This window comes from Pseudomonas fragi (assembly GCF_025426255.1).
Classification (GTDB): Bacteria; Pseudomonadota; Gammaproteobacteria; order Pseudomonadales; family Pseudomonadaceae; genus Aquipseudomonas; species Aquipseudomonas kulmbachensis.
Map to the genome: position 1 here is coordinate 3,971,224 of NZ_CP104861.1, position 22,554 is coordinate 3,993,777.

Sequence of the window (22,554 nt, forward strand, 5' to 3'; positions counted from 1 at the left end):
TATCGGACTTTTTGGATTTTTTATCAGCGCGTTTTTCGTCAGCTGTTTTGGCCGGTTTTTTCTTCGCTGCTTTCTTTGAATCCATGCCTTTAGCCATGTTGTGCGCTCCAGTGTTCAGGGATGTGGACTCAGGTATAGCACTGATCACGCGCGAACTTTTATTTAAAACCGTTTATTCGAAAAAGAACGATAAAACTTACGTTTTAATTCCGAATAGACCTCAACAGTAAATATCGGCAACACCACAAAACCCGCGCCATGTTTGTTTATACTGCGCGCCCCTTCCCTAAAAGCCTGTGGACTCATGACTGCCATTGTTTACGCCCCGCTTGAAGCACCTTTGTGGCCGTTGATGAACAAGTTTTATCGTGCGCACCAGTCGTCGATGAAAGCGGTCAAGGACGCGCAATTATGGGTCGCTCGCCAAGAAGAGATTATTGCGGGGTTGTGTTTGCGGCCAATGGCTAACGGCTACTGGCTAACAGGGTTGTTTGTCGCGCCAGCGCTACGCGGGCAAGGTGTGGCTGGCGAACTGGTCAGCCAGGCAGTGGCAACCTGCGACGGCCCGGTCTGGTTGTTCTGCGATCCAGAACTGCAGGGTTTCTATGAAAAACTGGGATTCAACCTGGACGTGGAATTGCCCCACGCCCTGTATGAACGACTGGTTCGCTACCAACGCAACAAGGCGATGATTGCGTTAGGGGTTACTCCTGCGTGCCCGGTTCCAGATCCGGAAACAACACATCAATAAAGCCAAATTTGTTGAAGTCCTTGATTCGTGACGGATACAGACGCCCGATCAGGTGATCGCATTCATGTTGCACTACCCGCGCATGAAAGCCTTCCGCAACGCGTACGATCGGCTCACCTTTGGGGGTGAAGCCTTCGTAGCGGATCTTGTGATACCGCTCGACTACACCGCGCAGGCCTGGGACTGACAGGCAGCCTTCCCAATCCTCCTCAAGCGCGGGGCTCAGAGGCGTGATCAACGGATTGATCAGGATGGTCTGCGGCACGGCTTCGGCATCCGGGTAGCGTTCGCTGTGCTCGAAGCCAAAGATCACCAGTTGCAGATCAACACCAATCTGCGGGGCCGCCAGACCCACACCGCCCGCATGTTCCATGGTCTGCAACATGTCGTCGAGCAGTTGCCAAAGTTCAGGCGTGTCGAACATTTCAGCCGGCACCGGTTGGGCTACACGCAATAGACGCTCATCGCCCATTTTCAGAATTTCACGAATCATAGTCAGGCTTCATCAGAAGTGGGTTTAAGGGAATGGTCGCGCCCCAGGCCAGAGACATGCTGCTTCGGGTCGGGGTCTTCGGATTCAGCGAATGTTTTCTCACCCGGATTTTTGCCTTCGGCCGACAAGTGTTCGATCACCGCATTCATCTCGGCTCCCAGCAACAGCACTGCCGACGAAATGTAGAAGTACAGCAACAACACGATGATTGCCCCGATACTGCCATACATGGCGTTGTAGTCCGCGAAGGTTTTGACATAAAAGGCAAAACCCAATGACGCCACAATCCAGACGACTACCGCAAGCACCGACCCAGGCGTAATAAAACGAAATTTCTGCTCAACATCGGGCATCACGTAATACATCAGTGCCACCGCAACCATCAGCAACAGGATAATCACCGGCCAGCGCAGGATGGTCCACAGCGTCACAACGAAGTCTTCAAGCCCCACCTGCCCTGCCAGCCAGCTCATCACTTGCGGCCCGAGCACCATTAGCGCAGCCGCGGCCAGAAGCATGCCGGCAATGCCGATGGTGTAAAAAATCGACAGCGGAAAACGCTTCCAGATGGGCCGCCCTTCGACCACGTCATACGCGGCATTCATCGCACTCATCATCAGCCGCACACCCGCCGAAGCGGTCCATAACGCAATCACGATACCCACCGACAGCAACCCGCCCTTGGACTGCTGCAACTGGTCGATGACCGGATTGACCTGCTCCAGCGCTTGCGGCGGCAAGACCAGTTCAGACTGCAAACGCAACCAGGTAAAGAAGTCGGGCAGATGCAAAAAGCCGATCAGAGCAATCAGGAACAGAATGAAGGGAAACAACGAAAACAGCATTTGGTAGGCCAGCGCCGAGGCGTAGGTCGACATTTCATCGTCGATAAATTCCTTGACCGTACGGATCAAGACTTTGCCCAAAGGCAGGCCGTTCAAGCCTGGAAAAAACATAGCGTCTCCTTTCGCCGCGCAGTTATTGAGTTCAACACGCCTCCAAGCGAAGGGTTTTACCTAAAAGTAGTCCAATTGGCGACTCTGAAAGCACTTCACCGCCAAACCTGTAAATCGACCAACCCAAGGTTGACTCACCTTCCCGCACCGAGTTTCATTTATTTTCTACCGATCATTTCGTCGTTCCGTGCAGGTTGGGCTTTATGTTTGCCCGCTAACCCCCGAGAATACGCGACGTATTCAGGCTATGGCGCTGAAGATCCGCAATTGTAGGAAGGTTATGAAACTCGATAAAAAGCTGGCTATTGCCCGCAGAAACCAGGAACTCGGCGGCGCGGTACTCGGCGTCAACAACTGCCATTTCGCCGCACTGAACACCAACAAGAACATCTGGTGGTTCGATATTCCGTTGGCCCGCTTGGCTGTCGGTCAATACGAATGGGTACACCTGTTGCTGCACACTCCAAGCACCGACGAGCTGCTGCATTTGAAGGTAACGACAGCATTCCTGCGCGAAAAGCGCGAAGGCATGGTCGTACGTGCTACGCATAAGCGTACGCCAACCATGAGCCTTGAGCTGAGCGCAGACAAGGACTCCTTCCTGCAGGACGTGCGTCCGACAGGTACTGGTGTCAACTTCGCGCAATTTATGCAGAAGTAAAAAATCCGTGGGAGCGAGCCTGCTCGCGAAAGTTTCAAGCGTTAACATCTTTCGCGAGCAGGCTCGCTCCCACACAAGTAAACAACAAAGCCCCGCAATGCGGGGCTTTGTTGTATTCAGGCAAGTTACTTTTTAAGGCCCAGCTTTCTCAGCTCTTCGTCTCGCAGCTCACGACGCAAAATTTTGCCCACGTTGGTGGTCGGCAAACTGTCGCGGAATTCGACGAATTTAGGCGCTTTGTAGGCTGTCAGATTGGCACGCATATGCGCCATCACCTGATCTTTGGTCAAGGTCATGCCCGGCTTGACCACGATAAACACTTTGATCAGTTCACCGGTTTTCTCATCCGGAATACCGATTGCCGCGGACTGCAAAACACCAGGCAAGGAAGCCATCACGTCTTCCAGCTCGTTCGGGTACACATTGAAGCCCGAAACCAGAATCATGTCTTTCTTGCGATCGACAATACGGATATAGCCATCTGGCTGAATGAGTGCGATATCACCGGACTTCAACCAACCTTCAGCGTCCATGATCTCCGCGGTCGCGTCCGGGCGCTCCCAATAGCCTTTCATGACCTGCGGGCCCTTGATGCACAACTCGCCAACTTCACCCAGCGGCAGCTCCTCACCGGCATCGTTGATTACTTTGCACAGCGTCGAAGGCACCGGAATGCCAATGGTGCCAACCTGGATGCTCTGGGCCGGGTTTACCGTGGCCACAGGGCTGGTTTCGGTCATGCCGTAACCCTCGCAGATCGGGCAACCGGTCACAGTTTTCCAACGTTCGGCCACCGACATTTGCAAGGCCATGCCGCCCGATAACGTCACCTTGAGAGCCAAAAAGTCCAGCTTGCGGAAGGCATCGTTGTTGCACAGCGCCACAAACAGGGTATTGAGACCCACAAAGCCGGTGAACTTCCACTTGGACAGTTCTTTGACCATCGCTGGCAAATCACGTGGGTTGCTGATCAGCACGTTATGGTTACCGAGCAACATCATCGCCATGCAGTGAAAGGTAAAGGCGTAGATGTGGTACAGCGGCAGTGGCGTAATCAGGATTTCACAACCCTCATTGAGGTTGGAAGCCATCAGCGCCTTGCACTGCAACATGTTGGCGATCAGGTTGCGGTGGCTCAGCATCGCGCCCTTGGCCACACCCGTAGTGCCACCGGTATATTGCAGCACAGCAACATCACTGCTCGCAGGGTTGGCTTCCTTGACCGGCTGGCCCTGCCCTTTGCTCAGCACATCGTTGAATTTTATGGCCTGGGGCAAGTGATAAGCCGGAACCATTTTCTTCACATACTTGATGACCGAGTTGATCAGCACCCGCTTGAAGGGCGACAACATGTCGGCCACTTCGGTGACGATCACATACTTGATCGAAGTCTGCGGCACGACCTTTTCGGCCAGATGCGCCATGTTCGCCAGGCATACCAGCGCCTTGGCGCCAGAGTCCTTGAATTGGTGTTCCATTTCCCGCGCGGTATATAGCGGGTTGGTGTTGACCACGATCAAGCCGGCGCGGATTGCTCCGAACACAGCGATCGGGTATTGCAGCAGGTTGGGCAATTGCACGGCGATGCGATCGCCGGGTTGCAGGTCGGTGTGCTGCTGCAACCAGGCAGCAAAAGCGCCGGACTGCTCATAAAGCTCACCATAGGTGATGGTTTTGCCCAGATTACTGAACGCCGGTTTATCGGCGAAACGCTGGCAAGATTCCCGCAGTACCGTCTGAATATTTGGGTATTCATCTGGATTGATTTCAGCAGCAATCCCAGTTGGGTACTTATCCTTCCAAAAGCTCTCAATCATGGAAGCCCACTCCTCAGCGTCGCGAATTCTTCACCGCATGGGTGCGGTTCTTATTTGTTTGATTTTTATAATGGACAGTTCAGGTTTTTACTTAACCTGGAAGTCACAAAGCGCGCCGAGAGTAGCAGCTTTGCTAAAGGCCGCCTAGAGCCAAAAATGGGCCGCAGAGTAACCAACCTGACTGTAGGACAATCCCAAGTCATCATTAGTGCAATAACTCTACTAACGTCAAAAGCCCTCTATATCGGGCATTACAGCGCACCCACTGAAGGTTATGGGCCATTGTCGGTCAGTGTCATGGCCGAAAAAAAACGCCCACTGGCTTACTGCCAGTGGGCGTCTGTCGCCAGGTTGAACGAATCAGGCGTTATCGCGTAACTCGCGACGCAGGATCTTGCCAACGGGGGTCATGGGCAAGGAATCACGCAACACGATTTGCTTGGGCACCTTGTAGCCCGTGAAGTTGTCCTTGCAGTAAGCCTTGAGTTCTTCAACGGTCACCCCGCCTGCGCGCGGTACTACAAACAGTTTGACCGCCTCCCCGGTGCGTTCATCGGGCACACCAATGACTGCGCAATTGGCTACTTTTGGATGTGCCATGACGATGTCTTCAATCTCGTTGGGGTACACGTTGAAACCGGAGACGATGATCAGGTCTTTTTTGCGATCGACGATGCGGACAAAACCATCCGGATCAATCACCGCAATATCGCCGGTCTTGAACCAGCCATCGGCGTCCAGCACCTCGGCTGTGGCTTCCGGGTTTTGCCAGTAGCCCTTCATCACTTGCGGACCTTTGACGCATAGCTCGCCCCGCTCGCCCAGCCCCAGATCAACCCCCTCATCGCTGATCACTTTCATGGCCGTGCCCGGAACCGGCATGCCTACCGTGCCCAGCCTTGCCAGGGAGCCGCAAGGGTTGGCGCTGGCCACCGGCGAGGTTTCCGTCAGACCGTAGCCTTCGACAATTCTGCACCCCGTGAGTTTTTCCCAACGTTCAGCCGTGGCCTTGACCAGTGCCGTACCGCCCGAGTTGGTGACTTTAAGCCCGGAGAAGTCCACGGTCTTGAAGTCGGGGTGGTCCATCAGCGCAACAAACAAGGTGTTGAGGCCCAGAAAACAGGTGAATTTCCAGTTTTTAAGTTCCTTGATAAAACCTTTGATATCACGCGGATTGGTGATCAGGACGTTATGGTTGCCGGTGACCATCATGCCCATGCAATTGGCGGTGAATGCATAGATATGATAAAGCGGCAGCGGACCGATCATGATCTCGCGGCCGTCCTTGAGCATCGGCTGGCCATCAGCCCCATGCTGTGACAGGCACGCACGCACCTGCTGCATGTTGGCTATCAGATTGCCATGGGTGAGCATCGCGCCTTTGGGCAGGCCGGTGGTGCCGCCCGTGTATTGCAGCACTGCGGTGTCATCCAGCGTTACCGTCAGCGGGCGAATAACCTGGCCGGCACCACGGCGTAACACGCTTTTGAAGGAAATCGCCTGGGGCAACTGGTAGGCAGGCACCAGTTTTTTAACCTTATCGACCACCAGGTTGGTGATCCAGCCTTTGGCGGCCGGCATCATGTCGCCCATTTTGGCTTCGATCAGGTAGTCGATTTCGGTGTCTTGCAGTACTTCCTGTACGCGCTTGCCGAACATGTTCAAGTACACCAGTGCACGAATACCTGCGCTCTTGAACTGATGACGCATCTCACGCGAGGTGTAGAGCGGGTTGGTGTTGACCACTATCAGCCCGGCACGCATCGCACCAAATACGGCAATCGGATACTGCAAGGTATTGGGCATTTGCACGGCGATGCGGTCGCCAGGCTTGAGATCGGTGTATTCCTGCAGATAACCGGCAAAAGCGGCACTGTGGCGTTCAAGCTCGGCATAGGTGATGGTCACACCCAAATTGCTGAAGGCCGGGCGATCCGCGAATTTCTTGCAGGAGCGCTCAAAAACATCAACCACCGACTTGAAAGTCGTCATATCGATATCCAGCGGTACACCGGCGGGACGTTTGTCATTCCAGAAATCAGGTTGCATTATTTTTATCCTCGTACCTGAGCGTGTCTGGCCGCGTCATTCATTTAATGAAAAGCGGAATGTGCGGACGTTAACAGTTATCAAGTTGTAGGCAAATACAGCGATCTTCGCCATTTACATCTTGAATCTTATTGCTACGGGATTACCTGTTGAGTGGCCTTCAGGCAAATGCGCTATACACTGCTACGACTACAAATGAAGGAATTGCCATGATCCCTGAGACTTTCTGGCTGGAGGCGAACGACCGTAGTGGTCTTTTTGTTCACCAGTGGCTGCCTGCTGGCACGCCCAAAGCCATTGTTCTGTTGGCTCATGGCATGGCTGAACACAGTGGCCGTTATGCATACCTGGGCAAAACCCTGTGTGATGCCGGTTTTGGGCTGTATGCCCACGACCAGCGCGGCCACGGCAAAACGGCTGAGCAAGAAACTCTGGGCTACTTTGCCGACAACGATGGCTGGTGTGCTGTGGTCAGTGATGTGGCGGCTATTAACCGACATATCAGCCAGACCTATCCGGGAGTGCCAATTTTCCTGCTCGGCCACAGTATGGGCAGTTACATCGCCCAGGCGTATTTGATGCATCACAGTGCAAGCCTGCAAGGCGCGATTCTCAGCGCCTCGAATTTCCAGCCGGTGGCGCTCTATCGTGCCGCCAGCCTGATCGCCCGTTTCGAACGGTGGCGCCAAGGACCCAAAGGTCGCAGCGCGCTGATCGAGTGGCTGTCCTTCGGCTCTTTCAACAAAACCTTCAAGCCCAACCGCACCGCTTACGACTGGCTCAGTCGTGACCCGGCCCAGGTCGATGCTTACGCCAGTGACCCCTTGTGTGGTTTTCGCTGCACCAACCAACTGTGGATCGATTTGTTAGGCGGGTTGCAGCAAATCAGCAAAGCGTCCAATCTCGCTCAAATTGATCCGGGCCTGCCGTTACTGATAATGGGCGGCTCATGTGATCCGGTGAGTGAAGGCAAGCGTCTCACTGATCTGGCCAAGGCTTTGCGACAAGCCGGTAATCGTCAGTTGCAGTTGAATCTGTACCCGCAAGCGCGGCACGAACTCTTCAATGAAATTAATCGCGACGAAGTGATGGCTGATGTTATTGAGTGGCTCAATCAGGCATTGAGCCACACCCGCCCGCTGCGCAGCGAATGAGCATATTTGCTTTTTTATCTAAAAGAATTGAAAAATCTTTTAAAATCATTGCTTTAAAACCAAACACTCGTCACAGGACATGCGCTAGATGACCCAGGTTACCAACACCCCGTACGAAGCCCTCGAAGTCGGCCAGACTGCCAGTTACAGCAAAACCGTCGAAGAGCGCGACATCCAGCTTTTTGCGGCCATGTCCGGCGACCACAACCCGGTGCACCTCGACCCTGAATTCGCCGCTGCGACCATGTTCAAAGAGCGCATTGCCCATGGCATGTTCAGTGGCGCGCTGATAAGTGCTGCCGTGGCCTGCGAACTGCCTGGCCCGGGCACTATTTATGTTGGCCAGCAAATGAGCTTTCAGAAGCCGGTAAAGATCGGTGACACCCTGACCGTGCGTCTGGAAATTCTGGAAAAAATGCCCAAGTTCCGCGTTCGCATCGCTACCCGCGTGTTCAATCAGCGCGATGAAATCGTGGTTGATGGCGAAGCCGAAATCATTGCCCCGCGCAAGCAACAAACCGTGACCTTGCCGGTGCTGCCGGCGATCAGCATTGGTTAATCCCCGCCCATAAAAAAACGCCGGTTAACCGGCGTTTTTTTATTCAGCCATGTTGCTCTCAAGCACGGGCACGGGCCTGATTACGCAGGGCTTTGACCTGATCGTGATTGCGTTGCACACCGTGATACTGGCGTTCTACCAGATCGCGAATACCCACCAGGTTGTGCTTGCTGATTTTCTCCAGCGCTTCCTTATAAGCCTTCAGCGCGTGGTCTTCACCGCGCTCAGCTTCGTTGAGCACTGCTTCTTCATCCTTGCCGGTAAACACCGACTTGACGTCCACCCAGCGGCGATGCAAATCACCGGCAACGCTGGTGCTGGTTTCCGGATCACCACCCAGTGCACGTACCTGTGCCTGCAATTCGGCAGCTGCCGCTGCACAGTCAGCAGCACGCTTGGCAAACAGTGCCTTGAGCTCCGGGTGTTTGATATCTTCAGCGCAGGTTTTAAACCCTTCCTGGCCGTCTTTGCTGGTTTCGATCAAATCGTTCAGGACGCTAATGGCTTCTTTATTAAGGTCAGTCATTGTTCAATTCCTTACAGGGTTGAGGATCGTGCAATAGAGATTGCAGGGCTCGTGCCAGCTTTTAAAATCGAATAAAACTCTTAATAATCAGCAAGTTACAAAATTCATTAAAATCTGTATCCGGTTTATATGCATGAACTGTCAATTGGCCTTCATGCAAATTGCCTGTATTTTTCATCCTATAGCTTCACGTAATAAAGGCCGCCGCATGAACCCCGAAAAACTCGAACTGTTGCTGACACGCGAAATGCCCTTCGGCAAATACAAAGGCCGTATCATCGCCGACCTGCCCGGCCAGTACTTGAACTGGTTTGCCCGCCAGGGCTTCCCCCACGGCGAACTGGGCGGCTTGCTGGCCCTGATGCAAGAGATTGATCACAACGGCCTGTCGGACCTCCTCGACCCATTGCGCGCCAAACACGCAAAACCCAAACCCCGCCACTGAAAGAGTTGCCCATGCCAAGGATTGAAGACAACGCCCGCGACGAAAACTTCTGGCACGCCATTGCCGAGCGCTACGACGTAGCTCCCGGTCCGATCAATCTGGAAAACGGCTACTTCGGGCGCATGACTCGCGACGTGGCGCAGGACTACCAGCGCAATATCGACTTTATTAACCGCAACAACTCGATCCCTGTGCGCCAGCATTTCGATGTGTCCCGGAACATCGAGATCCGCGACCAACTTGCCGAGCTGCTGGGCGTTGACCCGGCAGGTGTGGCACTGACTTCGCGCGCGTCCGACGCCCTGCAATCGTTGATTCGCAACTACAACGGCCTGCAACCCGGCGATCAATTGCTGATCTGCGACCTGGAATACCACAGCGTCGAATATGCGATGCGCTGGGTGGCACAGCAACGCGGGCTTGAAGTCATTGAAATCACCCACAAGCACCCTGCTACTTATGAAAGCCTGGTGGCCAGCTATCGCGAAGCCTTTGTGCGCCACCCGCGTATCAAGCTGATGGCCCTTACCCATGTGACCCACCGCACCGGGCTGGTGCTGCCCGTGCAGGAGATTGTCGCAGCGGCCAAAGAGCACGGGGTCGATGTGATACTTGACGGTGCCCACGCCCTGGGCCAGATCGAGTTCGATCTGCAGACATTGGGCGTCGCCTTTGCCGGGTACAACCTGCATAAATGGATCGGGGCGCCGCTGACACTGGGCTGTATGTATATAGACCCGCAGCGCCTGGCCGATATTGACCCCGACATGGCCAGCCAGCATTACCCGGAACCGGATATCCGCAACCGCTCGCCCTACGGCACCGCCAATATCCCGGCCTGGCTGACCCTGCCCACAGTGTTACAGGAGCACCAGTACATGGGCGGCGCACGGGCCAAGGGAGCACGACTGAACTACCTGCGCGATCTGTGGGTGAGTGAGGCGCGAAAAATGCCGGGGATTGAAGTGCTGATCGAAGATGATCCGCGGCTGCGTTGCGCCATTACGTCGCTGCGCTTTACCCATCTACAGGATCAGCAGCCGATGGTTGACCGCCTGCTCAAGGACTACAACCTGTTCACCGTCGCCCGCAATGGCTCGGCGTGTGGCAGTTGCATTCGTATCACTGTGGGTTTAACCACCAGTCTGGATGACATTAATCAGTTGGTCAGGGCGTTGCGCGAGCTGTCACTGGCCCACGCATAACCATTTGATGCTCGCCCCGTAGCAGCTGCCGTAGGAACGAGGCTGCGTTGGCGTGGTGCGGCACTCCGACGAAGCCGTCGTAAAGTCAGACTATGCGTTCTTTCTGAAAAAACCGTGCATTCAGGATTTACGATCGCTGCGCAATCGAACGCAGCCTCGTTCCTACGGCAGCTGCTACGGGTTTGTTGTAATCACAAAAACCCGGGCAAAAAAAAGGTGCGCCGACCAAGCGCACCAAAAACCGTAGAACACACAACATATTCGTAGCTAAAACATCAATCCAGCAGAGCAAGCGCCTCTGCGGTGCATTCCTGGATTCGGGCCCAGTCGCCGTTTTTGATCCACTCGCTGTCCAGCATCCAGCTACCGCCCACACACATCACGTTTTTCAACGCCATGTAGTTGCGAATATTCGCCGGGCCAACCCCGCCAGTCGGGCAGAATTTGACCTCGCCAAACGGGCCGCCCAATGCCTTGATCGCGGCCACACCGCCACTGACTTCAGCCGGGAACAATTTAAAGCGACGGTAGCCCAGTCCGTAGCCTTCCATGATTCCGGAAGCATTGCTGATACCCGGCAACAGCGGGATATCGCTGGCAACGCTGGCCTGGAGCAAGTCACGGGTAATGCCCGGCGTAACAATAAATTGCGAACCAGCTTCTTCTGCCGCCGCCAGCATATGGCGATCCAATACGGTGCCCGCACCTGTCACCAGCTCAGGGCGCTGATCGCGCAGAATACGGATGGCCTTGAGGCCGAACGACGAGCGCAAGGTCACTTCCAGGGCCGTCAGACCACCGGCCGCCAGCGCATCCGCCAATGGCAGGATGTCTTGTTCGCGGGCAATGGTAATCACCGGCAGAATTCGTGCACGTTCACAGAGGCTGTCGATCAGGGCGACTTTATCCGCCATCGATACGTTCGCAATTGTTGTTGTCATGGCAGCTGATCCTTGGCTCATGGGCACCAGTAAATCTCTAACGTAGGTTGCAGAAAGGCACGAATCGGCAAGGCAGCAACATCTGTGCCCCCCAGCGCTTCGTTGAGGGTGTTCAATTTGGACTGTCCCTGGATCGACAGCACTTTGTGCTTCGCACTGGCCAGCAGACTGCGGCTCATGCTCAAACGCTGATGCGGCACGGTTGGCGCCAGCATCGCCCAGCAACGGCGCGGGTTGTCCAGTTGCAGGGCTTCGCTCAGGTTCGGGCTGTTAGGAAACAACGACGCGGTATGCCCGTCATCACCCATGCCCAGAATCAGCACATCAATCGGCGGCAATTCGGCCAGGCCTTGATCCGCTTCCAATGCAGCCTTTTCAACTGTGGCTGCAGCGTTATACAAACCGACAAAGCGGGCCTTGGCGGCTGGCCCCTGAAGCAGGTGCTTTTTCAGCAGCCCGGCGTTGCTGTCGGCATGTTCAACCGGCACCCAGCGTTCATCAGCAAGGCTGACGACAACTTTCGACCAGTCGATCGGCTGTTTGATCAAGCTCTGGAAAAATGCCACCGGGCTGCGACCGCCAGACACTACCAAAGTGGCAACGCCCTGAGTGCTGATGGCCTGGTTCAATTCCTCGGCAACACGAGTTGCCAGCCCCTCGGCCATGTGTGCCGGGTTCTTGAAAGTGTGCGCATTGACACCTTCAGGCAGTTTCACATCAGATATCGCCATACCAAGACCTCCCGTCCCGCGTAATCAGAGCAATGGAACTCATCGGCCCCCAGGAGCCCGCCGCGTACGGCTTGGGTGCATCACCGGACTTTTTCCAGCCGGCGATCAACTGGTCGCACCATTTCCATGCTGCTTCAATTTCATCTTTGCGTACAAACAGGTTCTGGTTGCCACGCATGACTTCAAGTAACAGACGCTCGTAGGCATCCGGGATCCGCTCACTGCGATAAGTGTCGGAAAAATTCAATTGCAACGGACCGCTGCGCAGCTGCATGCCTTTATCCAGGCCCTGCTCTTTAGTCATCACACGCAAGGAAATACCTTCATCCGGCTGCAGACGAATAATCAGCTTGTTGCCGATTTGCAGACGCTGCTCAGGGGCGAAGATGTAGTGCGACGGTTCCTTGAAGTGGATCACGATCTGCGACAGCTTTTGCGGCATCCGCTTGCCGGTCCGCAGGTAAAACGGCACACCCGCCCAACGCCAGTTGCGAATATCGGCACGCAGGGCAACAAAGGTTTCGGTGTCGCTCTGGGTGTTGGAGTTCTCCTCCTCCAGATAACCCGGCACTGACTGGCCTTCGCTGTAACCGGCAATGTACTGGCCGCGCACCACTTGGGTGGTCAGGCCTTCGGCGCTGATCGGGGCCAGTGCCTTGAGTACTTTTACCTTCTCGTCGCGAATGCTGTCGGCCGACAGGTCCGCAGGCGGATCCATCGCAATCAGGCACAGCAACTGCAACAGATGGTTTTGAATCATGTCGCGCAGCTGGCCAGCCTTGTCGAAATAACCCCAGCGACCCTCGATGCCGACTTTCTCGGCCACGGTGATTTCAACGTGGGAGATGTAGCGCTGGTTCCACTGGGTTTCGAACAGGCTGTTGGCAAAGCGCAGCGCAATCAGGTTTTGTACGGTTTCTTTGCCAAGGTAGTGGTCGATCCGGTAGGTGCGGTTCTCGGGGAAGAACTGCGCCACGGAATCGTTGACCTTGCGCGAGGATTCAAGATCCGAGCCGATGGGCTTTTCCAGCACCACGCGGGTGTTTTCCGCTAGGCCAACTTTCGACAGGTTCTCGCAAATAGCACCGTAAACCGCCGCCGGTGTGGCGAAGTAGGCAATCAAGCGCTGTTCTGTTCCGGCAAGCTCTGCCAGAGACAAATAGTCTTCAGTCTTGAAAAAATCCACATGCAGATAGCTCAATCGAGCCAGGAAGCGGGTTAGCGCCTCAGCTTCGATTTCCTTGTCGCCCAGGTACTGGCGCAACTGGCTGTCGATATGCGCCAGATGCGCGGTGGCGTCGCCGGGTTCACGAGCCAGCGCAAGAATGCGCGTGTCAGCGTGGAGCAGACCGGCGCGATCCAATTGGTATAAAGCAGGAAACAGCTTGCGCAAGGCCAAATCGCCGAGGGCGCCGAACAAGGCAAAGGTGCACGGTTCAACCGTAATCGAAGGCATGATGTTTGTTCTTTTATCAAGTTAAGCTACAAATACCTTTTTTCAAGGCATCACTCAAGGAAAAATGTAGTAATAAACACAACATTTTCTGAAAATACAGATTCCTGCTAGTGGTCGTCACAGGCCACCAGTAGGATAGGCCACCTTCCAGAACCGCTTTAGTCCGGTTCTTGCATCGCTGACCCAAGGATCATAAATGGACCGCGTGCGAAATTTACTCGAACAGATCAAGGGCCGCCTCGAAGACCTGAACAAGGCCGAGCGCAAAGTGGCTGAAATCATTTTGCAGAACCCGCAGCAGGCAACCCGGTTCAGCATCGCTGCGCTGGCTCAGGCAGCCTCCGTCAGCGAACCCACGGTCAACCGTTTCTGCCGTTCATTTGGCGTCAGTGGCTACCCTGAATTAAAACTGCAACTTGCGCAGAGCCTGGCCAGTGGTGCAGCTTACGTCAGCCGTGCGGTTGAAGCGGACGATGATCCGGCCGCTTACACGCAGAAGATTTTCGGCAGCGCCATCGCCTCCCTGGACAGCGCCTGTCAGGCATTGGACCCCAACCTTGTCAGCCGCGCCGTCGACTTGCTGATCCAGGCTCGGCAGATCCACTTTTTTGGCCTGGGTGCCTCGGCCCCGGTGGCACTGGACGCGCAGCACAAGTTTTTCCGCTTCAATCTGGCGGTCACCGCCCACGCCGACGTACTGATGCAGCGCATGATCGCCTCGGTGGCGCATACCGGCGAACTGTTTGTGATTATTTCCTACACCGGACGCACCCGTGAGCTGGTGGAAGTGGCGCGTATTGCGCGAGCCAATGGTGCCTCTGTACTGGGTTTGACCGCCGAAAATTCGCCGCTGGCCAAAGCCAGTACCTTGAGCCTGAATATCCCGCTGCCCGAAGACACTGACATTTATATGCCAATGACCTCGCGCATTATTCAGCTCACCGTACTCGATGTGCTGGCCACCGGCATGACCTTGCGCCGCGGCGTGGACTTCCAGCCACACCTGCGCAAAATCAAGGAAAGCCTCAACGCCAGCCGCTATCCGGTAGGCGACGAATTCAACTGACAGCCCACGGGGCTTGTAGCCGCTGAGGAGCGCAGCGAGCCCGATATTTTGAAGGTCCTTCGGACCTTATCGCAGCCTTTCTGCGCTCCTCAGCGGCTACACCATGATCTTCCCTCCTCTTCTGAAGCAGCAGTCCCCAGGACGTTTTACTGTCAGATATGACAGGTTACAGCTGTCGAAAACAGTCATAACGTGAACGCCTCGGGGTCATTCTTTAAACGGGGTTCAGTCTCTCTTCTGCCTGCTACTCCTGCCCCTTCATCTTCAGATCGGTCTATCTGAAAAAGCCCCGTGGCAGGAGTTCATGATCATGGCCCAAGAACCGCTCAGTATTTCTGCACCCTCACTGCCAAAAGGCGGCGGAGCCATCCAAAGCATTGGCAAAGGCTGGGCAGCCGTCGGCTTCACCGGCGCAGCGTCAGTCGCCATTCCCTTGCCCATCACGCCTGGCCGCGGCTATGCCCCAGCACTGGGATTGAGCTACAGCAGTGCTGGCGGACGGACAGAGTTCGGTCAGGGATGGTCAATCAACCGGCCCTCGATCAGTCGGAAAAACAACCGGGGCACGCCGCAGTTCGAGCCCGACGCCAATGGCAATATGAGCGAACCGGCCTACCTCTCGCCCAATGGCGATGTGTTGTTGCCTGAGCGCAATGCCAATGGCCAGATCAACACTCGCGATGCATCACGCTTTCGCGACCGGTCGTTGTCTGAAACCTACCGCGTGACCGCCTACAGACCACGGGTGGAAGGAGACTTCAGCACATTCGAACACTATGTAGGCGCAACCGATTCGTTTTGGCTGATCCAGATCGCCGACGGTAGCGTCCATATTTATGGCCATAGTGAAACCGCCCGATTGCAACACCGGCATGACACCTCGACCTGGGTTGCAGAGTGGCATCTTGAAGAGTCGGTCGCGGTGAATGGCGAACATGTCCTGTACGAATACATAGCTGAAAACGATGTATCGCTGAGCACTCTGACAGGGCCCTACGCAGACGCCTGGCAACGCAGGGACAGCAACACCCATCGTTATTTGCAGCGTGTGCGTTATGGCAATCTGACTGGCGACCGGGTGCCTTTTTTGCTGCAAAAGCCAATGGCACCGGTCTGGCTTTTTGATCTGGTGTTCGACTATGGCGAATCCGACGCTCGACTGGTGGCCCAGCCCGAGTACCCGCAGACCGCTGGCCAGTCGTGGCCACTGCGGGCTGACCCGGTCAGCAGTTACCGATATGGCTTCGAGGACCGCACTCTGCGCCTGTGCCATCAGGTACTGATGTATCACTGGTGTGCCGATGGCCCCGACAATACCGGCCCGGTACTGATTGAGGGGAAACCGACGCTGGTCCAGCGCCTGCAACTGGAGTACCAGCAGCAACCGGTTGCGTCATTGCTGAGCACCGCTCACTTGATTGGTTATGTCGGGCAAGAGGCGCAGTTCAACCCGCCGATGGAGTTCGAGTACAGCTCATTCAACCTCACCGCCGGGGAGGCCCGGTTCTCGCCATTTTTTTCCGAGCAGGCGCCAAGGCTGGACGCGGGCATCGATGCCGGTAACTACCAATTGGTGGACCTGTTCGGCGATGGCCTGGCCGGAATCCTGTATCGACTGGAAAACGCCTGGTACTACCGGCGCCCCGTCCGTCATCCCTCTCCCGGTCTTGATAAAAACGCGGTGAGCTACGCTGCGCGGGAGTTGCTCAAGCAAATGCCTGCCGCCAACCTGCAATCGCCGACACTTCAAGTTCTGACTGATCTAAACGGTGACGGCAAGCTCGACTGGCTGGTGGCCCAGCCCTCCATTGCAGGTTTTTTCACCCTCGACACCAACCAGCAATGGGACCACTTCACCCCCTACGCAGCCTTCCCCAGCGAATTTTTTCATCCGCAAGCACAACTGGCCGACCTGATGGGAGACGGCCTGTCGGATTTGGCGATGATCGGGACACGCAGCGTTCGCCTGTATGCCAATTTGAAGAACAAGGGTTTCGCTCCCCCCGTCCTGGTCAAACGCCAGGTCGATGAAAGCGCCTTGCCCGTATTCAGTGATGATCGCTACGAACTGGTGGCGTTCAGTGACCTGCTGGGATCGGGCCAGCAGCATTTGATCCGTATTACAGATCAGGCCGTGAGCTGCTTTCCTAACCTGGGGCGCGGTCGATTCGGCGAGCCGATCAACCTTGGCAAACTGGAGTTTGCCGGGGAGTTTAACCCCGCGCACATTCGGCTCGCCGATCTCGATGGCTCGGGGGCCGCCGACATCCTGTATTGGCAAAGTGGCTCGGTGCAGATTTTCATCAACCTCAGCGGGCATGGTTTCGCCGCCCCCGTCACTATTACGTTGCCCGAAGGGTTGCGATATGAGGCGCTGACCAGCGTCAGCGTGGCTGACCTGCAAGGTCTGGGCTGCTCAAGCCTGGTGGTGACCAGCAACACCTGCAAACCAGATCTTGAACCTGTTCATTGGCGCTGCGACTTTGTCAGCAACAGCAAACCGTATCTGCTGTGCGCCACGGACAACAACATGGGCGCTGCGGGCGAGGTTGTGTATCGCTCATCGGCCCAGGAATGGCTGGATGAAAAAGCCCTTCTGCAAGACCCGTCTCAGGCAGTGTCTGAAATGCCCTTCCCCATGCATCTGGTCAGTGAACAACGCCAGTTCGATCAGATTACCGGCAACCACTTATCTCAGTTCTTTGCCTATCGACACGGTTATTACGATGGCGTAGAGCGGGAATTTCGCGGATTTGGGTTGTTGCTGCAAACCGACACAGAGTCTGCACCGGCTACCGAGACCCAAGGACTTAGCGCACCGGTACTGAGCAAAACCTGGTTTCACACCGGCAAGACCCTGCACATGGCCGTTACCGATGCCTGGGCCGACGATGCACTGCTTGCGCCGCTGGGCAGCCCACTGTGCACCCAGCGCGTGGACGGCAACGAGCAGATCCATACCGACTGGGATGCCCCAACCCTGCGCGACGCGGCCCGCACCTTGAGTGGCTCGGTTTTGCGCACCGAAATTCTGGGGGTGGATGGCAATTGCGTGCCTTACAGCGTCACGCAAAGTCGCTATGGCGTTCGCCTGCTGCAAGCGCGCTCGGCACATGACAACTACAGCGTCATGCAGCCTTTCGTCATCGAACAGCGCAGCCTGCAATACGAGCGCCAGGGCGATGATCCGCTCTGCCAGCACCAGATCAACCTGACCATGGATGAGTATGGCAGCGTAAACCATGCCGTCTCCGTTGCATGCGCGCGACGGGCCGGTGCACGGGCTCCGTACCCGGACGACGAAGATCACGCACACTTGCGCCGTTGGTGGGGCGATGCCTGGGACGACGCCCAACTGCGCTGCTACCTGAGCGAGAGCCATGCGCGGGTGTTGCATATCAAGCAGACCGACTACCTGCGATTAGGCCTGCCCTACCGCAGCCAGGATGTGGCCTACGTCCTGGACGCTGGCGACCCGTCGATCAAGAACATCAGTTATGAAACCTTTATTGGCCCCCAGTCACCTCTGGGCAAAGACCCGCTCAACGGCCAGCGCATGCTGGCGGGCCAGAGCCGCGTGCAATACCAGGGCTGCCCTGACGGGACGGTAAACTTCGAGGCACTGCCCGAATATGGCGAACAGGCCGAACTGGATGCCAGTGCCTTGCAAGCCTATGTGATCAAGGATGCTCAGGGCGCACCGACAAACCTGCTGGGCAACACTCCTGACGAGATCAAGGCCAAACTCGAATCGGCCGGTTATGTGGATGTCGGTCTGTGGCGGCCCACCAGCAACACGGTCGATGCCAGCACCAGCCTGTGGGCAGCACGCACGGGGTATTCAACTTTCGCCGCGATTGAGCATTTCAACAAATTGCTCGAGCAAAAACCGGTGGTATGGGTCAAACCGTCCAGGGTCAGCTATGACCACCTTTGGTTACTACCGGAAAAATTTACGGCACCTGACGAGGGTGTGACTGAAGTGGTCTACGACTACAAATCCTTGCAGGCCAAATGGATTCGTGACCCCAATCAGAATGTTAACGAAGCCCGCTACGATGCGATGGGCAGGCTGGTGCTGAGCACGTTCTGGGGCACCGAGTGGAACGACACAACCCAGGCGGTCATGGATGTCGGTTTTGGCACAATGGCCAGCCATACGCAGGCCACGGCAAGCGCTGGGCAGGCCATTGCCGACAGCTCGGTGATGGGCGACCTGGCCTCGGCCATGTTCTACGAACCCTGCAGCTGGATGGGGAAGGCGCCGCAGAACCTGCTGCCCAATGGCGTAGCGCTGGGGGTGCTGATGCCCACTGGGCATTTACGCGCCAGTGCGCGCAAACGCTTGGCCAACGGTGAGTACCCGCAAAGCCAGATCTCGGCTCAAACCTGCGCAGCCTTGTTGGCCTTGCCTCGCGAACCGGCCTATTGCGCAGTTTTGCAGGCTGACCGCTACCCGAACGACCCGCAACGCCAAGTACGCATGTCCATCAGTGCCTCGGACGGGTTTGGCCGAGCCTTGCAAAGCAAACAGAAGGTCGAACCGGGGCAGGCCTACGCAGTCGACGACCAAGGCAACCTGAGCATGACGGGAGGCCAGCCAGCACAGGTACAGGCCGCCGAGCGCTGGCGTGTCAGCGAGCGCGTGGAATACAACAATAAAGGCTTGGCGGTTCGCGTCTACCGGCCTTACTTCGCCGATAAGTATCGTTACATCAACGACGAGTCCTTTCGCCAGTTCGGTTACAGCGACCAACAGTTCTACGACCCGCTGGGCCGCCCGACCAAAACCATTACCGCCAGTGGTTATTGGCGGCGCCAGACGTACCTGACCTGGTACAGCATCAGTGAGGATGAAAATGACCTGTATCTGGAGGCCTTCCCCCTCAAAACCATGAGCAGCGTCGGCGATACAGGAGGCTTGCAATGACTATTAGCTTGCACAACCGGCAGGATGCAATGACCCCGATACTCACAGTCATTGAACCGCGTGGGTTGGCTGCCCGAACAGTTGCCTACTATCGCAGCAACCTCGAAGAACCTGTCAGCGAACGTGTAACTCGTCAACAATTCGATGCCGCCGGGCGACCCATCGCGTGCACTGACCCGCGCCTGGGAGCCCCCAATCAAAGCGCCGTATTCAGTCTGTCCAACCGGGTACTGTTAACCGACAGCGTTGATGCCGGTTGGCGTTTGCTTCTGGCTGACGCAAATGCCAACAACGCTGAAAGCTGGGACAGTCGAGGCAGCCATTGGCGGACCGAGTTCGATGAACTGGCACGACCGGTCGCCATTAGCGAACAAGGACCAGGCCAGCCTGAACAGGTTATTACGCGTCTTGGCTATGGCGCTGTTTCTGCGCCAGCCGCTGCACACAACCAGTGCGGTCGTTTGGTTCGCAACGATGACAGTGCCGGCACACAACTCTTTGCCGATTACACATTATCGGGCACCGCCTTGAGTGCAACACGACACTTTTTAACCCGCCTGCAGACGCCTGACTGGCCGCAGCCCGTAACCGAACGCGATGCGTTACTCGAACCCGGAAGTGGTGCAACCACTAACTGGCAGTACAGCGCCCTAGGCGAAACAACCTGTCAGATCGATGCCTCGGGTCATCAGCAACGCACGAGCTACAACGTTGCAGGTGAAGTCAACGGTGCAACCCTGCAACTCAAAGGCGGCACGCAAACTGCTGTTTTCCACAGCGTGGCCTATAACGCCTTTGGCCAAATTGAAAGCCAGACCCTGGGCAATGGCGTCACCCGCGCCAGCCAGTACGACCCTGCCAGCGGACGCTTGATAAAACTCACCTCAACCCGGCCCGGTAGTACTCTGCAGTCGCTGAGCTATCAGTACGATCCGGTGGGCAATGTGCTGCAAATTGAAGACTTTGCCCAATCTGTGCACTTCTTTGCCCATCATAAAACCTCACCCATCAACACCTATCGCTACGACAGCCTCTACCAATTGATCGAAGCTACCGGCAGCGAAGCACTCGGGGCCAGCATTGGCCCGCATTTACCTGAACTTGCGCCCAACCCGGGCGATTTGAGCCTGTTGGTCAATTACCGCCAGACCTATCAATACGATGCGGGCGGCAATCTGACTGAACTACGTCATACAGGCCAGCAGAACTACACCCGCACGATGCTGATCGCGCCCAAAAGCAATCGTGGTTTGACCCAGCTTGAAATACCGGACTTTAACGCTGCCTTCGATGCCAATGGCAACCAGCAAGCCCTGCAACCCGGTCAGCCCCTGAGCTGGGATAACCGCAATCAATTGAGCCGAACCGTACAAGTCAGTCGCCAGGGAGGCAGCGATGATGAGGAGCGCTATATCTACGACGCCAGCGGCCAGCGCCTGCGCAAAGTCGGCACCCGGCAGGCAAAAATGGTGACCCACACCTCAGAGGTGCGTTACTTGCCGGGGCTGGAAATACATACCCACGAAGGAGAACGCCTTGAAGTCGTGATCGCGACTGCCGTTCGCTGCCTGCATTGGGCACACGGCAAACCCGACGCCGTCGAGAATGACCAGTTGCGCTACACCCTGGATGACCACTTGGGTTCAAGCACCCTGGAACTGGACGCACACGCCAGCCTGATCAGCCATGAAGGTTATTACCCCTATGGTGGTACAGCCTGGTGGTCAGCGCGCTCCGCCGTTGAGGCAGCCTATAAAACCATTCGTTACTCGGGCAAGGAGCGCGATGCCAGTGGGCTTTACTACTACGGCATGCGCTATTACGCGCCATGGTTGCAGCGGTGGATTAACCCGGATCCGGCGGGGACTGTGGATGGCTTGAATCTGTATCGAATGCTGCGCAACAACCCGCTGAACTTTGTTGATCCAAATGGCAATGCGCCGCAAGAAGTCGAGGCGGCCTATAACCATATGCTCAAACATGGCGAGGCGTGGGAGGACATAAGAACCCAAGGCAACGGTTTCACCGCCATCAGTGAGTTATCCGATAGAAATATGGCGAGGCTTAAGCAAGACCTGGACTTGTCAGCCGCAGAAGAGCTGTTCGTCACGGGGTTTCAAGAAGAAGTATTTAACCTTGTGCACTTTTCAAACAAGGATTTTCGCGACAGCAGTGGCGCACTGACGCTGCAGTCGAGAAAGCAGCTGCAAAAAAACAAAATCACCTTCGATAAAAACAATACCGAACTCTTGGACATCGAAAGTTTCGCTACAAACGATTTCGTATTTTTTTCACTAGAGGCCGGCGAAAAAAACCAGAAAGAAAAGAGCCGATTCGGTGAGCATCGATACCGGACGGTCCTGGAACCCATGCATGAGTATCACGACGTGGCGCATTTAGAGCTGACCGACCTTGCGCAAATTGATCAGAGACCCGTAACGAACCCACCCGCATGGGTAGCACATGGGGATAAATATCTTTTTTTCAGGTCAGCCGAGTCAAACACAATTCTGCCTTCCATCTTTATGGGCATGGACATGATTGAGGGCCTTGCACTCAGCATTGTGAACGAGCTGCAACCGTTCAGCGGCGACACAAAAGAGGCTGTTTTCGAGTTGCAGCGTTCCGGGCAATCGGACGTGGTCATGAACAGTTTGTTTCGACCACAAATACTCATACCCCACAGCCTGACTATTTCGAAATCAAACCTGTCTTATAAAGGCCCGGCAAAAAGTACAGCATCCGCTGCAAGCTCTGCCCCCATCGTCAAGCATTTCTACGTTTGATGAGAAAAGAGGCTGTGAGCAAGCCGCA

17 protein-coding genes are annotated in these 22,554 nt (G+C 55.8%); 9 read left to right on the forward strand and 8 right to left on the reverse strand.

Annotation, left to right across the window (positions count from 1 at the left end; translation table 11 throughout):
• The first annotated feature begins 304 nt into the window (after positions 1-304).
• Positions 305-751: a GNAT family N-acetyltransferase gene (locus tag N7D90_RS18450; protein WP_261739345.1), complete on the forward strand. Its 447-nt coding sequence runs from the start codon at positions 305-307 to the stop codon at positions 749-751.
• Here the strand turns inward: N7D90_RS18450 and def are convergent.
• Together def and N7D90_RS18460 are read right to left on the reverse strand one after the other, a co-directional pair.
• Positions 705-1,244, reverse strand: a complete 540-nt coding sequence (gene def, locus N7D90_RS18455; RefSeq protein WP_261739346.1) for a peptide deformylase — start codon at positions 1,242-1,244, stop codon at positions 705-707. The two genes, N7D90_RS18450 and def, sit on opposite strands and share 47 nt — an antisense overlap.
• 2 nt (positions 1,245-1,246) lie before the next feature.
• Positions 1,247-2,200 carry a YihY/virulence factor BrkB family protein gene (locus tag N7D90_RS18460; protein WP_261739347.1) on the reverse strand — a complete coding sequence of 318 codons (954 nt, stop codon included), beginning with the start codon at positions 2,198-2,200 and terminating at the stop codon, positions 1,247-1,249.
• A gap of 280 nt (positions 2,201-2,480) precedes the next feature.
• On the opposite strand from N7D90_RS18460, the gene N7D90_RS18465 reads away from it, so the two are divergent.
• Positions 2,481-2,861 carry a hypothetical protein gene (locus tag N7D90_RS18465; RefSeq protein WP_261739348.1) on the forward strand — a complete coding sequence of 127 codons (381 nt, stop codon included), beginning with the start codon at positions 2,481-2,483 and terminating at the stop codon, positions 2,859-2,861.
• Between the two features lie 125 nt (positions 2,862-2,986).
• Here the strand turns inward: N7D90_RS18465 and fadD1 are convergent, their stop codons facing one another.
• Together fadD1 and fadD2 are read right to left on the reverse strand one after the other, a co-directional pair.
• Positions 2,987-4,678, reverse strand: coding sequence for a long-chain-fatty-acid--CoA ligase FadD1 (fadD1, locus tag N7D90_RS18470; protein ID WP_261739349.1), 1,692 nt, complete (start codon positions 4,676-4,678; stop codon positions 2,987-2,989).
• Between the two features lie 360 nt (positions 4,679-5,038).
• On the reverse strand, positions 5,039-6,727 hold the full coding sequence (gene fadD2 / locus N7D90_RS18475) for a long-chain-fatty-acid--CoA ligase FadD2 (RefSeq protein WP_261739351.1): 1,689 nt from the start codon (positions 6,725-6,727) through the stop codon (positions 5,039-5,041).
• Positions 6,728-6,936: 209 nt separating this feature from the next.
• Here fadD2 and N7D90_RS18480 point away from each other — a divergent pair, with 209 nt between their 5' ends.
• Complete coding sequence (locus N7D90_RS18480; RefSeq protein ID WP_261739352.1) at positions 6,937-7,881, forward strand: alpha/beta hydrolase; 945 nt, start codon at positions 6,937-6,939, stop codon at positions 7,879-7,881.
• Between the two features lie 88 nt (positions 7,882-7,969).
• Positions 7,970-8,440, forward strand: a complete 471-nt coding sequence (locus tag N7D90_RS18485; protein WP_060694572.1) for a MaoC family dehydratase — start codon at positions 7,970-7,972, stop codon at positions 8,438-8,440.
• A gap of 58 nt (positions 8,441-8,498) precedes the next feature.
• On the opposite strand, the gene N7D90_RS18490 is transcribed toward N7D90_RS18485, so the two are convergent.
• Entirely contained in the window at positions 8,499-8,966 is a 468-nt protein-coding gene (locus N7D90_RS18490; protein WP_261739353.1) for a ferritin-like domain-containing protein, read from the reverse strand.
• Between the two features lie 208 nt (positions 8,967-9,174).
• Here N7D90_RS18490 and N7D90_RS18495 point away from each other — a divergent pair, with 208 nt between their 5' ends.
• Together N7D90_RS18495 and N7D90_RS18500 are read left to right on the forward strand one after the other, a co-directional pair.
• Positions 9,175-9,411, forward strand: coding sequence for a DUF3820 family protein (locus N7D90_RS18495; protein WP_261739354.1), 237 nt, complete (start codon positions 9,175-9,177; stop codon positions 9,409-9,411).
• Positions 9,412-9,422: 11 nt separating this feature from the next.
• Positions 9,423-10,616 (forward strand): aminotransferase class V-fold PLP-dependent enzyme, encoded by a 1,194-nt coding sequence (locus tag N7D90_RS18500; protein ID WP_261739355.1) that lies wholly within the window; start codon positions 9,423-9,425, stop codon positions 10,614-10,616.
• 275 nt (positions 10,617-10,891) lie between these two features.
• On the opposite strand, the gene N7D90_RS18505 is transcribed toward N7D90_RS18500, so the two are convergent.
• The 3 genes from N7D90_RS18505 to zwf are packed head-to-tail and all read right to left on the reverse strand — an operon-like array spanning position 10,892 to position 13,744.
• Positions 10,892-11,557, reverse strand: coding sequence for a bifunctional 4-hydroxy-2-oxoglutarate aldolase/2-dehydro-3-deoxy-phosphogluconate aldolase (locus tag N7D90_RS18505; RefSeq protein WP_395246975.1), 666 nt, complete (start codon positions 11,555-11,557; stop codon positions 10,892-10,894).
• A 17-nt stretch (positions 11,558-11,574) separates the two neighbouring features.
• Entirely contained in the window at positions 11,575-12,288 is a 714-nt protein-coding gene (gene pgl / locus N7D90_RS18510) for a 6-phosphogluconolactonase (protein ID WP_261739357.1), read from the reverse strand.
• Entirely contained in the window at positions 12,275-13,744 is a 1,470-nt protein-coding gene (gene zwf / locus N7D90_RS18515; protein WP_261739358.1) for a glucose-6-phosphate dehydrogenase, read from the reverse strand. The genes pgl and zwf overlap by 14 nt, the downstream gene beginning before the upstream one ends.
• A gap of 205 nt (positions 13,745-13,949) precedes the next feature.
• On the opposite strand from zwf, the gene N7D90_RS18520 reads away from it, so the two are divergent.
• From N7D90_RS18520 to N7D90_RS18530, 3 genes are all read left to right on the forward strand, one after another.
• A complete protein-coding gene (locus N7D90_RS18520) occupies positions 13,950-14,810 on the forward strand; it encodes a MurR/RpiR family transcriptional regulator (RefSeq protein ID WP_261742479.1) in 861 nt (286 codons plus the stop codon).
• Between the two features lie 310 nt (positions 14,811-15,120).
• On the forward strand, positions 15,121-19,740 hold the full coding sequence (locus N7D90_RS18525; RefSeq protein ID WP_410011861.1) for a SpvB/TcaC N-terminal domain-containing protein: 4,620 nt from the start codon (positions 15,121-15,123) through the stop codon (positions 19,738-19,740).
• Positions 19,737-22,526 carry an RHS repeat-associated core domain-containing protein gene (locus N7D90_RS18530; RefSeq protein ID WP_261739360.1) on the forward strand — a complete coding sequence of 930 codons (2,790 nt, stop codon included), beginning with the start codon at positions 19,737-19,739 and terminating at the stop codon, positions 22,524-22,526. Before N7D90_RS18525 ends, N7D90_RS18530 begins: the two co-directional genes overlap by 4 nt.
• The last annotated feature ends 28 nt before the right edge of the window (positions 22,527-22,554 follow it).

What these genes read in the sequence shown, in the direction of transcription:
- N7D90_RS18450 (WP_261739345.1), top strand. Translation starts at nt 305, where the DNA reads ATGACTGCCATTGTTTACGCCCCGCTTGAAGCACCTTTGTGGCCGTTG.
- def (WP_261739346.1), bottom strand. Translation starts at nt 1,244, where the DNA reads ATGATTCGTGAAATTCTGAAAATGGGCGATGAGCGTCTATTGCGTGTA.
- N7D90_RS18460 (WP_261739347.1), bottom strand. Translation starts at nt 2,200, where the DNA reads ATGTTTTTTCCAGGCTTGAACGGCCTGCCTTTGGGCAAAGTCTTGATC.
- N7D90_RS18465 (WP_261739348.1), top strand. Translation starts at nt 2,481, where the DNA reads ATGAAACTCGATAAAAAGCTGGCTATTGCCCGCAGAAACCAGGAACTC.
- fadD1 (WP_261739349.1), bottom strand. Translation starts at nt 4,678, where the DNA reads ATGATTGAGAGCTTTTGGAAGGATAAGTACCCAACTGGGATTGCTGCT.
- fadD2 (WP_261739351.1), bottom strand. Translation starts at nt 6,727, where the DNA reads ATGCAACCTGATTTCTGGAATGACAAACGTCCCGCCGGTGTACCGCTG.
- N7D90_RS18480 (WP_261739352.1), top strand. Translation starts at nt 6,937, where the DNA reads ATGATCCCTGAGACTTTCTGGCTGGAGGCGAACGACCGTAGTGGTCTT.
- N7D90_RS18485 (WP_060694572.1), top strand. Translation starts at nt 7,970, where the DNA reads ATGACCCAGGTTACCAACACCCCGTACGAAGCCCTCGAAGTCGGCCAG.
- N7D90_RS18490 (WP_261739353.1), bottom strand. Translation starts at nt 8,966, where the DNA reads ATGACTGACCTTAATAAAGAAGCCATTAGCGTCCTGAACGATTTGATC.
- N7D90_RS18495 (WP_261739354.1), top strand. Translation starts at nt 9,175, where the DNA reads ATGAACCCCGAAAAACTCGAACTGTTGCTGACACGCGAAATGCCCTTC.
- N7D90_RS18500 (WP_261739355.1), top strand. Translation starts at nt 9,423, where the DNA reads ATGCCAAGGATTGAAGACAACGCCCGCGACGAAAACTTCTGGCACGCC.
- N7D90_RS18505 (WP_395246975.1), bottom strand. Translation starts at nt 11,557, where the DNA reads ATGACAACAACAATTGCGAACGTATCGATGGCGGATAAAGTCGCCCTG.
- pgl (WP_261739357.1), bottom strand. Translation starts at nt 12,288, where the DNA reads ATGGCGATATCTGATGTGAAACTGCCTGAAGGTGTCAATGCGCACACT.
- zwf (WP_261739358.1), bottom strand. Translation starts at nt 13,744, where the DNA reads ATGCCTTCGATTACGGTTGAACCGTGCACCTTTGCCTTGTTCGGCGCC.
- N7D90_RS18525 (WP_410011861.1), top strand. Translation starts at nt 15,121, where the DNA reads ATGGCCCAAGAACCGCTCAGTATTTCTGCACCCTCACTGCCAAAAGGC.
- N7D90_RS18530 (WP_261739360.1), top strand. Translation starts at nt 19,737, where the DNA reads ATGACTATTAGCTTGCACAACCGGCAGGATGCAATGACCCCGATACTC.